Raw genomic sequence first — 11899 nt, 5'->3', positions numbered from 1 at the left:
TAATGTCTGCAAAGTAGACAGATCCGCCTAAAACGCATGCTTCTGCACTTCTTCTAAGTTAGCGACGACTATTTGCTGTGCCTCGGGTCTGATTTCCAGTTTGCTAAGGTCGAGGTTCAACTGCTGGATCACATAAGGCACTAGGGCAGAGCGGGTTTTGACGGTGTGAACGCTGTCGACCATGCCGTAGTCGTGTTCGACAATGGCGCGTTGGTAGTCGGTCAGGCGCGGGTCTGGCTTTAGCACAATATTCACTTCGGTATGCCAGCGGCTATCCTGGTCTTTCAGATTGCTGCTTGGGCCTTCAGTGCCATTGATGGAACGAAAGCGGCTTAATACAAAATCGCGGTAGTCGCGGTTTTTCTCGCAGTAAGCGCGCACGTGCCAGCGTAGTGGGGTGCACACCAGCGTGTGCGGCGTGATGATGCGGCTCTCTTCGTTGGGTGATGTCATCGACACATAACCCATATCGATTTTTTCACCATCCCGCGCGGCTTGTACTAATGCCCGCAGGATCATCGGGTCGACATGACGCATCGGCGAATGCAGTATTTCGGTCTGGTGAAAGCCTAAATCCAGCGTGCTGAAGTTGTGCGAAATGTCGCGGTTACTGGCCAGCGCCAGCAGATATTCTTCGGCGATGCCGCGGGTAAATACTGGTTTGAAGGTATCAGAAGGGCGGTAGCCTTTCAGTTTACGGTCAAGCACGAGGTTGCCGGGGGCGATGTCCTGATTGTATTTATTGATGTCTTTGGAGGCTTGTTGGCGCTTAATCTGAAAGCTTTGGCATAAGTGGTTGGTAGTGAGTCGACCTTCCCACAGCGCGATAATTTCAATCAGGCGGTAGCGCATCAGTACTTCAAAGCTATAGGGCAATGCGCTCGCAACCGGCTCAGACATCTCACAGTTCCTTCTGTAATGCATTGATATACCCTTATTCCTTGAAGTTTCGGGGTTGTTGACTTCGCTCGTTCGCCGCAGTCACATAGTCAGCTATGCTCCTGCGGTCTCACTCACTTGTCGCCTACCCGAATCTTCAATGATTTTGGGTATAGTCAGGCTGAATCTAAGCTGTTCCTGCTTTGTGGTCAATTAAAATCACTGCGCGCGTTTTGCCGTCCACGGCCAGTGCTGTAGCCAAACCATACATGAGTAAAAACACAGCTCTGGCGGCGAAAATTTACGCTGATAGCATGATGGTCGAGGGAAATGCTCTGAGGGAATGGGGCGACAACAAGCAGTGCAGGACGCATTGCCGGCACAGGGAAGCAGGATGTGCCATTGGGACCGGCAGCAGGATGGCTGCCACAGTTAAAGCAAAAGGATGTGACAGGACGAATACCGGGCAAGGATGCCCAACCGCACTTGTACCAGATGAATTTATTGTAGTGCTCCTTTTATTCAACCTGTCGGAAAGCCAAATTGACTATCAGCAAAAACGCCGGGTACAAGGCGAACATAACGGTAATGCCAGATTATGGCCATATGTGGTTATGGGTCAATCTGGTTGCTGCGCCAGATATATCCAGGCTTGAAGCTTCGGATTATGAACATGCAATCATCGACTCTGTATCCGCCGCATTAGATGCAGATTTGGCGGATTGGCAGGCTGAGTTTGAAGACTGTGTAAACGATGCAAAGACCGGTGCTGCCAGGTTGGATTGGCTTGATTTTCATCGACGCGGGTTGGCGCTTGCCCGGCGTCTACGTGCTGAGATGCCGGACAATATTAGTGTGTTTTATCAAAAGCCGTTTGAGGACCCGAATGAACAGTTTGAAGAAACAAAAGACGTTCTCCGTGACGGTTTGAAAACACTGCCGGCGCAGGCGCGGCGTTTACGTTCAGGACGGCAGGTGCCCGAATGGTTGCCTGTCACTATTTTGTCTGGCGCTCAGACTGAGGTAGGCCGTGCGGCATTGGATTGGGCTATCTGTGAACGGATCCCGCATGCCGGATGGTGCCGAAAACAACGTCAAACGGCCGATGCAGGATTGAACCTGAAGTATCAGCTGCATCAGACGCAGTCGCGCAGTGAACGTTTTGTCATGGAGCAGAATGTTTTCGCAAGTGATGCAACCTTAATCATGACGGACGCGCCTTTACGTGGCGCTGGCAAACTCGCGCTTGAATTGTGCCGGCAACATGGCAAGCCGTTTTATTTGGTGAATCTGAGTGAACTGACGATTTCAGCCGCTGCCGACGAGATCAGGGCCTGGTTGATGGCAACGAATGTTGCGCGGTTAAATGTGGCAGGGCCAAGCAGCATCAGGAAACAACAGCTTTATCGTTTAGTTTTCGCGGTGCTGGATGAATTGGTTCCCTGGATTGGTTTTGACGAAGACGTCTGAACTGATAGATGCAGTTTAGGCCAGATATTCAGGTACCTAAGCTGGGTTTTAATGAGGCGAATAGATTTGCTAATCTGCTCACAATTTGATTAGATTGTCAGTGTTATTCCCCTCAATCAGCAGGAGTCCTGTCTATGTGGATCTGGCAACAACCGGACTGGCCTGGCCGTCAGCAAGAGGTATCGCCGGCCTTTCGCTATGATCTGGCTGAACTGTCGCCGATGTTACGTGAGCTGCATTTTTTGCAAGGGTTACTGCTGGGTAAAATGGGTGTGCAGGCTAACGAGGAAGCTGCTCTTGATACCATGCTGGCAAATGTCCTCACGTCCAGCGCTATTGAGGGCGAGAAGCTGAATCACAGCGTGGTGCGATCGTCTTTGGCCCGTAAGCTGGGTATCTCCGAGCTGCAGCCGACCGCAACAACATTACAGTCTGATGGCCTTGCTGCCATGGTGACCGATGCAATTGGCAACTGGCTGCAACCGTTAACTTTAGAGCGCTTATTGCAATGGCATGCCTGGTTGTTCCCGTCTGACAGTTCACTGGTGCAGCGAGTGCAGGGTGGTCAGCTGCGCGGTAATGACCCCATGCAGGTCGTTTCGGGTCGCATAGACAAGCCTAAAGTGCATTTCGAGGCGCCCCCACGGCAGGAGTTAGAGCGTGAACTGCAATGCTTTATCGACTGGTTTAACCGCTCAAGAGAAATCGGCGATTTAGATCCGTTGCTGCGCGCTGGCATTGCACATTTCTGGTTTATCACCATTCACCCGATGGAAGATGGTAATGGCCGGTTAGCCAGGCTGTTGACAGACCTCGCGCTGGCGCAGGCAGAGCATCAGTCTATTCGCTTTTACGCCATGTCGGTTGCCATCTTGGAACGTCGAAATAGTTACTACGATATCCTTGAGCAAAGCCAACGAGGGGGCACTGACATTACCGCCTGGTTAACCTGGTTCCTCGATACATTGGCTGCCAGCATGCGCCAGGTGCTGGCGGATATCGAACAAACTCTGCAAAAAACCAGATTTTGGCAGCGCGTAGACCAAACCCGACTGAGCAGGGAACAAGTCAAAGTTCTGAACCGGTTATTGGACGGCGATTTCAGTGAAGGTATTAACAACAGTCAATACAGTAAAGTTGCCAAAGTAAGCCCGGCTACCGCTACCCGCCATCTGGCCCAGCTGGTTGAGTTGGGTTGTTTGGTGAAAACTGGGGCTGGGGGCAGGAGTACGCGGTATCGGCTGGATCAGTCTTAGCTTCCGCAAAAACAAAACTGGCTACCTATGTGGTAACCAGTTGTCTGCGGCTGAATGGCTATAGGTAGTTGTAAAGCTTTATAAATCATTAAGATATGATTTATAAAAGTGGCTTAGTCCTAGCCGGAGCCATCACTCCACGTTCTGGATCTTCTCGTTGTTAATTTTTAAAAAAATAAATAAAAACAGCAATAAAAAATAAATTATATATTCAATTTTTATTTTGTGTCATATTTCTTGTCAGCTTTTTTTCTCGAATCAATTCTTTCATAAGAATTGAGACTCGAGCTGTAGATATGCCAAGTTGTTCTGCAATTCTGCTTTGGCATCTGTAGTTTCCGGTTTCAATAAAACCTCTGTACAGTTGAGAGATTTTTGCTCGTAGAGTCTCGTCACGATGGAATTTTTTCTTCGGTCCACGCTTAACAGGTGTTTCATGTATTAATTGAAACGCCTCATGTCTCGCGAGCATGTGAATCAGTAGAGCAGGGGATGATAATTGCCTCAGGGCTTTTGGACTTTGCTCGATTCCTTTTTTGTTTAATGAGTTAGAGTTTGATGGTTTCGACACTTCTGAGACGATGGAACGAACCAATTCATCGACATTTTGCAAATTGAAACATGCTTTTATGCATTTAAAACTTATCGGGTAATATCTACTGATTAAGTTGCGAAATTCAGTTGATAGCAGTGAATCCTGCTCTTTGAATGCGTCATTTTTAATCAAGATCGAGGGATCAATAGACAGTTTTGTTAGATTTCGTGAAAGATGTCTATATAGCTCTGCTCCGTGAATACCGTCTGGCAAAAAATGATTTTTATTAGCTAAGCTGCGAATAATTAAACGTTTGTCTCGAAAGTTCTGTTTCTTTGTCTCGCCTGAACACAAGTGATCTTTGCAAAACAATTTATTTTTTGTCATGGATGGGTAAACGTCTTCTGTTGAATTCCAGCAAAGACAGCAAAAAAAAGTCTCATCGATTGTATTCAGCAAGACCATCTCCTATCTGTGAAATGCTGCTATCTCCATTCTAATGTTAATATGGTTGTGTAACATCTTCCACGTTTTTGAAAAAAAAAAGGTACATTCCTTTCGTCGTTATTAGGAGGGAAACCAAATGACATTTACTAAACCGATCATTCGTCCGGCAGAACTCGCAGAAGTACTGCATGTCAGTTTACCCACGCTGTGGTCGTGGCGCAAAAAAGGAATTCTCCCAGAGCCAATCGTGCTTGGGCCGCGATTTATTGGTTGGAGGGCAGAGGTGCTCAACGATTGGCTCGAGTCTCGTTAGTTTGGGAATGGATGCTGGTGCTCCCCGCATCGTTATTAAAAGGAAATTAAGATGGACTGTATTTTAAATTTGTTTAAGCGAAGACAGCGCAAAGCACTTAAGACTACTCTTGCCGGAATATCTTCAGCTGTCAGTGAGCTTAAAACAGAATTGTTTGCGATTGCAGAGAAACCTGTTCAGGAATGGCCCAGGGTAAAGGCTATGCGGGCAGATCTATTTTCAGCTATTAGCAAACCTACTGCAGAACTATCTGCTGTTGTAGAGCAGCCGACTGTTCAGCCGTGGCCCTCGGTGAATACGCAGCAGGAGGATCTATTTTCAGCTGTTAGTGAGCCAAAGACAGAACTGTTTGCGGTTACAGAGCCGGTGGTTCATGAGTGTCCGCCGGTGAGGTGACAGCAAGCGGATCTATTTTCAGCTGTTAGTGAGCCAAAGACAGAACTGTTTGCGGTTACAGAGCCGGTGGTTCATGAGTGTCTGCTGGTGAGGTCACAGCAAACGGATCTATTTTCAGCTGTTAGTGAGCCTACGGCAGAACTGTTCGCGGTTACAGAGCCGGAGGTTCATGAGTGTCCGCCGGTGAGGTCACAGCAAACGGATCTATTTTCAGCTGTTGGTGAGCCTACGGCAGAACTATCTGCTGTTGCAGAGCCGACTTTTCAGGCGTGGCCACCGGCGAAGTCACAGCAAACGGAGCTACCTTCAGATTCTTGTGTGTCTAAAACAAAATCGCTTGCAGTTGCAGAACTGAGGTGCCAGGAATGGCCAGTAATTAGACCGCTGCAAAAAGGACTTAGGCAAGTGATGGAATTACAGCCTTCGATGTTGACCCATACGCTGTATGATTTTTGTACCGATCAGGCATATCGATTTAATAATGCTTCTCCGGAATTTGTTATGGTGTCAACATTGACCTGTGCAGCTGCACTTATCGGTACATCATGCAACTTAGCACCAAAGCGCTTTGATAAATCATGGGTCGTGTCGCAAGCACTTTGGGGGTTAAATATCGGGGACCCGTCTAAAAACAAAAGTGGAACTATGGGCGTAGGTCATCGACTACTAAAATTTGCGCAAAAAAAAGTTATCGATCGCAACAAAATTCGGCGCGATAAAGAAGCTGCAGAGGCATGTGAACATGATTCTGAAGACTCTCCTCCGATTAAGGTTCCCCCTCGAAATGTTATTGTTCAAGATTGCACCCCTGAAGCACTTCTGTTGCACCTGCAAGAAAATCCCAACGGCTGTATTGTAATTCGCGATGAAATTTATGGGTGGTTATCCAAAATGGAACGTGGTGAACATGCTGAAGAACGAGCCTTGTATACCGAGGGATTTGCTGGTAACAACGATTTCGTGCAGAAACGAGTGTCACGTCCCCCAGTTATACTAGAAGACTTCTTTGTGTGTGTTTTTGGTTGCATTCAACCGGATAGATTACGCCCATTGCTTCAGGGACGTGCCGGTGGTGAGAGCAACGACGGTTTTTTCGAACGGTTTCAAATGATCATTTATGATGATACCACTGCGAAGTACACCGATCATAAAGACAATCCAAAACTGTTAAATAAAATGCAGCATGTATTTTGTTGTCTAGCATCTTTGTACGAAAATGGCATCCGTCTGACGTTCAACTTTTCCGAAGAGGCACAAAATCTATGGAATACTTGGGCTAGTGCGCAGTGTGATATGATGCAGCATGCAGATATTAGTGACCAAGCGGTTATGGGTAAATACCCATCACTAGTTGCTAAACTAAGTCTGATTTTGCAGCTACTTTTTGAAGCTGAGAGCGCTGAAGACCACATGCAATTTGTTCCTAGTGCTGTAGTAGGACTGATGCAACTTCAAAAGGCTATTGAGTTATCAAATTTGTTGATGTCTCACAATCGTCGCATTCAAGGACTGCTGACTATGGAGGCCGAGATAGAACCAGCGCTGATATTGCTCAAAAATCTGCAAAAACTTCCAAAAGAGTTTGATTTTCGTACACTTTGCAGGAAAAAGTGGAGAGGGCTAACTCAAAGAGATGAATGTCAACGAGCGTTAGACGTACTCGAGGAACATGGGTATGTTCGTTCTATAAAATGCTATGGGCAAAACGGGCGTAGTTTGCTACGTTACGAACTTCATCCGAGTGTTCGATACAAGTAAGAAACGGCATCCCAAGCTTATATCGATTGTGGATAAACAACTTGGTTGATGCAGATTATTGTACCCGCTGAAAGAGATACTGACATTACTGTCAATTCAATAGATTAACTGTTGATTTGACAGTAATGTCAGTGTTTTTTAATAGGTAGTTAATTGCATTTAATTTACCACCTCATTGCAACCTGCCCTTACCACGTGTTGCAAATCAATCGCACCACCACTTTCATGGAAAGTACCACTTCAGCGGATAGTGGCTATGTGCCAAAAGCGGATATTTCAATGTGCAGGCATCAAAGTCTGCTTTTAGGTGTTAAGAGAAAGTCCGCATAAGGGGCGTACATATACTTGGCTAGAATTACCGTCGAAGTAGCGAAAGCCAAGTGCTTTGCGTCCCATACTTAATACGCTTGTTAGTATTCATATACCCACTAGAGGGTTGATTGTATTGCGGAAATGGTTTTCAACCGTTGCCGATATATAATTGTAAATATCCATACTTATCTCTATATGTGATACTCGAAAGCAATCGTGCTCGTATACGCCTCTAGCATCTAATTTAAGCCCACGAGTTCTTTGATCTAATCTAAGCGTCTTGTGGTCGTTTAATCTTTTCTTTATATTCTCACTCTTACCAATGTATAGTGGAGTCCACTCCCTCATGGATTTATGAGCATCTAGCCGTTTTTTCTTACTTTTTGGGGTGAATGTTGCGTGAAACTCTGTTTTATCCCAAAAAGAGATAAACTGTCTCTTCCAGTCAGCTTGGCGTTCACGTAAAAATTTTTCACTCCGGATCTCAATATAGTAAACCCCTGATATTTCTAAACCTTTATTCTCAATTTGATTTTCGAATAATTCAGGCGTGGAAAAGGACAAACTTTGGATAAAATTATCAGTCGCGCTCTTAAAACTGTCGATTGCTATCTTCAGCTCCAATTTATTATCTACCAAATTGATACTCCATGAATGGCTAACAGTTATTATTTAGACCTCTCAGTAATATTCGAAAGGCAAAATTAATTCATATCAATGAGTTTACCGAAAATCAATGACTTGAGAAGTCGGATAAGCACTTAATTTACTTTAAATTTACGAGATTACTGAGAAGTCTGAGTAATCTCCCATCACTAAACCATATAAAAGCCCCGATATTAGTAAATTAGGCTAATTTCGCTAGCTTTATTATCAGCTATTACTGAGACTTTTCAGTAAACCACTAGATGATTAACACAGGTGTTTAAATGCTCCTTGCCACTATTCCTTAAATTACATCAGGCAGGTTCTGATAAGGGGTGATAACCGCCTGACGCAGACATTTCATTCATGCTCAATAGCTAAGCTGTGGATTTGTCAGTAAAGTCAGTGTTTTTTTGTGGGGCTTCAAATTTTTCTATCAGCATTGAGGTCTATGCTGGTCAGTGCTTTTTGGTTGCCCAGCATACATTGAAAATAGCCTGACCTGACATTTCCATTCATGCTCAATAGCTAAGCTGTGGATTTGTCAGTAATGTCAGTGTTTTTTTGTGGGGCTTCAAATTGTTCTATAAGCATCGAGGTCTATGCTGGTCAGTGCTTTTTGGTTGAACAGCAGACTTGGAAATAGCCTTATTTTTCAATTCATAGAATAGGTTATTTCAGTTGGTTCGGGAACTCAATGCGCATACGGGCTTTGCCCTTGCCCAGGATACTTCTCAAAAATGTGCATGAAGACTTCACTACAGGTTTTAGGCCACAAGTCGTCGTCATAGGACTCAGGTAAGTTGTCTAAAATTTCCTCTATCAAGTTTTTAACTCTGGCTTTGGTGCGCTGTTTCTTACGCCAGTCAATGACCAGAATTTCTTTCATCTTCTCGGTGAGCTCTTTGGCAATTGCTTTGACTTGGTTACGTTCTTTCTCGGTTAAAGGGGCCTTTTGAACCATCAAATCGTACACGGCTAGTTCTTCTTCCGTTAAACCTTCACGGACCGTACGTTTATCTTCATGCTCTAATTCAGTGATGAACGCTTTCAAACGATTGAAAAATTCTTCAGCGGTATATGCACCTAAATTGTATGCTTCGATAAGCTCTTGAAACTTTTGTTGTAAATCTTGGCGCGTTTTGTTTTTAAGTACCATGGGCTGCAATTTGCGCTCAATCAGGTTTTTAAGTTTTTCCGCATCTGATTGTTTTGGCTTTTCAACCTTCGCCACCATTGCCGCTAACGCATCAAAGTCGATGTTGGCAATGTTCACTGGTTCCGGTAAGTTGCTCTGGATTTTGATGGTTGAGATTGACTCATCCAGTAGTTCATTTACTTGGTTACGAACAACATCCAACACATCTTCATCATCGATGGATAAGCCAGATTTCAAGCGCATTTGTGAATAGATGATATTGATGGCTATCCGGCAAGGCACATACTGGTTTGCAGTATCATCAGGCATGATCGCTTTAAAGATACGGTTGATTTGTCTTAAAAATGCAGTGAACTCGTCTTTGTTTTTGGGATCAAGCAGTATTTCGCTGGCATTATCCAATAGTGAAAGCTTGGCAAAACCATCTGCAGGTGCCGATACAATCTGATTGAGGTCAACACCGACCCCATTTAAGAAAACAATCAGTTCATTAACAGCCACGCCTAAAGCTGCAACCAGTTCAGATTTATCTCTTGCTGGGCTATCCACGTTATACGCTGAACCGCCTTCAGTGACGCCACCGCCGTATAGCCCTAAGGCCTGTTGCAGGGCACTGAATATATTGATGTAATCTACGATTTGCCCAGCAGCCTTGCCTTCAAAAACACGGTTAGCGCGTGCGATGGTTTGCATTAACGTATGGCTTTTTAGCGGCTTATCCAAATAAAGCGTTGAAACAGAAGGGGCGTCAAAGCCCGTTAGCCACATCGCACAAACGAATACGATTCTTAAATTATCTTCAGGATCTTTGAACTTCTCATCAATTTTTTCTTTTAAAAAGCGTTCTCTATGAGGTTTGTAGTCCAGCCCCTTTTTAGCTAAGCGTTCATCGTCATTTTGGCCACCTGACACCACAACCGCCATATCGGTTGTTTCCATATGAGCGATTTGAAATTGCAGTTTGTTTAATCGACTGCCAGACACATATTTGGCCTGCGTCTTTAAGCTATTGAGCTTTGCTTTCCAAGCTGCCTGAACCTTGTCATACATCTTAATGGCGGTAGCTTTGTCGATTGACACCACCATCGCTTTGCCCAACATGCCATTTTTAAACGGGTCGCGGTTGATATAGTGCTCAACCAAATCAGTGGCAATGGTTTCTAACCGGTCATCTCGGGTAATAATGTGATAGGCATTGGAAAATTCATGCTCTAGGCGAGCCTCTTGCTCATCGGTCAGATCTGCCTGATCGAGTAGCTCGGCAATATCGTCACCTAGCGTATCGCTCGATACGGAAACTTCAGGCACACGGTTTTCATAATAGAGTGGCAGTGTTGCACCGTCATCTACAGCATCTGCAAAGTTATAAATACTGATGTAGTCACCAAACACTTCCTGCGTTTTTGCTTCGCCTGCCAATAACGGCGTACCGGTAAATGCCATGAATGAAGCATTCGGCATGGCACTACGCATATTCATAGCCAGCGAATCATATTGGCTGCGGTGTGCTTCATCAGTAATCACAATAATGTCTGTTCGCTCTGAGAGGACAGGGTAATTGCCTTTCTCATCGCCTTTAAACTTTTGAATTAACGTAAACACAAACCGATGATCTTCACCAAGTAGGGCCTTCAGTTCAGCGCCTGATTCTGCCTGGCAGTTTTCGGTAACAATGCCTGCTGAATTGAAGGTTTTATAGATCTGGTCGTCTAGATCTGTTCTGTCTGTGACCAACACAAAGGTCCAGTTGCCGGTGTATTTGCGAAAGGCCTTTTTGCAGAAGAACACCATGGAATAGCTTTTACCACTGCCTTGAGTATGCCAAAACACACCTAACTGCCCAGCGCGTTCTTTAACGTTGTTTAAGCCCGATAACGCCTGATTCACACCTAAGTATTGGTGGTACTTGGCGATGATCTTAACCGTATTTTTCGCTTTAACAAATAGCGTGTAGTTCTCAATAATATCTAGCAGACGGTTTTGTTCACAAACACCGCGTATCACCACCTCTAAACTGACCCTTCGTTTTTCCTTTTCACTTTCGATCTTTTTCCATTCCGCAAAATGTTCCCATTGGCTGGATATCGAGCCCACTTTTGACTGTACGCCATTCGAGAGAATTACGATCTGGTTGTATACAAACAGCTGAGGGATGGTCTTTTTGTAGTCTGAGAGATTGTTTTTATACGCGGTTAATAGGTTTTTATGGCTTGCTTTAAGCTCTATAAAAACAAGTGGTAAACCATTCACAAAGCCGATTAAATCAGGCCGACGGGTTTCAATCTCGCCGGTAATACTCATTTGACTGCAAAGCAGGAAGTCGTTGTTGCTGGCGTCTGACCAATCTATGTATCTAACCACGCAATCTTCTTCATCTTCCGCATTGGTAATGTACACGTAGCCGTTAGTTAACAGCTGATAGACTTCTTCATTCGCGGCTATCGAAGTCATTGCACTGCGATCACGTGCAATTTCGTCGATAGCCTCTTGGATAACTAGCTTATTAACATCAGGATTTAGCTTAAGTAGAGCAGCTTCTAGCCTGGCAAACAAAACCACATCGTTGCGGGTTTCTCTGCCAAAAAACAACGGGTTATCAGCGAGGTGAGCATCGTCTAGCGAACCAAAAACCTCGTCCCAACACGTTACCGTATCCCAGTTCAATTCAGAGAAAAGGTTAATCGCGGGTTGTTCTACTAATGCATCTTCCGTGTATGTCATACAAGTTC

The 11899-nt window shown here is 44.9% G+C and carries 9 protein-coding genes; 5 read left to right on the top strand and 4 right to left on the bottom strand.

All coding sequences use genetic code 11. The annotated features are described in order from the left end of the window. Window positions 1–27: 27 nt before the first annotated feature. A complete protein-coding gene (locus Q399_RS0110205; RefSeq protein ID WP_037046055.1) occupies window positions 28–900 on the bottom strand; it encodes a BrxR family helix-turn-helix transcriptional regulator in 873 nt (290 codons plus the stop codon). A gap of 567 nt (window positions 901–1467) precedes the next feature. Here Q399_RS0110205 and Q399_RS21530 point away from each other — a divergent pair. After that, entirely contained in the window at window positions 1468–2349 is an 882-nt protein-coding gene (locus Q399_RS21530) for a YpsA SLOG family protein (protein WP_051685900.1), read from the top strand. 134 nt (window positions 2350–2483) lie between these two features. Further along, window positions 2484–3605 carry a Fic family protein gene (locus tag Q399_RS0110190; RefSeq protein ID WP_031568253.1) on the top strand — a complete coding sequence of 374 codons (1122 nt, stop codon included), beginning with the start codon at window positions 2484–2486 and terminating at the stop codon, window positions 3603–3605. Window positions 3606–3816: 211 nt separating this feature from the next. Here the strand turns inward: Q399_RS0110190 and Q399_RS0110185 are convergent, their stop codons facing one another. Continuing rightward, the gene (locus Q399_RS0110185; RefSeq protein WP_157836275.1) at window positions 3817–4599 is read right to left on the bottom strand and encodes a hypothetical protein; all 783 of its coding nucleotides are present in this window, start codon (window positions 4597–4599) and stop codon (window positions 3817–3819) included. A 124-nt stretch (window positions 4600–4723) separates the two neighbouring features. Here Q399_RS0110185 and Q399_RS22525 point away from each other — a divergent pair, with 124 nt between their 5' ends. From Q399_RS22525 to Q399_RS0110175, 3 genes are all read left to right on the top strand, one after another. Further along, entirely contained in the window at window positions 4724–4900 is a 177-nt protein-coding gene (locus tag Q399_RS22525) for a helix-turn-helix transcriptional regulator (RefSeq protein ID WP_157836274.1), read from the top strand. A 51-nt stretch (window positions 4901–4951) separates the two neighbouring features. After that, window positions 4952–5296, top strand: a complete 345-nt coding sequence (locus Q399_RS0110180) for a hypothetical protein (RefSeq protein ID WP_031568251.1) — start codon at window positions 4952–4954, stop codon at window positions 5294–5296. Between the two features lie 87 nt (window positions 5297–5383). After that, on the top strand, window positions 5384–7054 hold the full coding sequence (locus tag Q399_RS0110175; RefSeq protein ID WP_157836273.1) for a DUF3987 domain-containing protein: 1671 nt from the start codon (window positions 5384–5386) through the stop codon (window positions 7052–7054). A gap of 417 nt (window positions 7055–7471) precedes the next feature. Here the strand turns inward: Q399_RS0110175 and Q399_RS0110170 are convergent, their stop codons facing one another. Both Q399_RS0110170 and Q399_RS0110165 read right to left on the bottom strand, forming a co-directional pair. Beyond that, a complete protein-coding gene (locus tag Q399_RS0110170) occupies window positions 7472–8005 on the bottom strand; it encodes a GIY-YIG nuclease family protein (protein WP_031568249.1) in 534 nt (177 codons plus the stop codon). 700 nt (window positions 8006–8705) lie between these two features. Further along, on the bottom strand, window positions 8706–11891 hold the full coding sequence (locus Q399_RS0110165; protein ID WP_031568248.1) for a type I restriction endonuclease subunit R: 3186 nt from the start codon (window positions 11889–11891) through the stop codon (window positions 8706–8708). Between the last annotated feature and the right edge of the window lie 8 nt (window positions 11892–11899).

Source organism: Rheinheimera texasensis DSM 17496 (assembly GCF_000711985.1).
GTDB classification, from domain to species: Bacteria; Pseudomonadota; Gammaproteobacteria; order Enterobacterales; family Alteromonadaceae; genus Pararheinheimera; species Pararheinheimera texasensis.
Note: the sequence above shows the minus strand (reverse complement) of the source record. Positions and strands in the feature narration are given on the sequence as shown.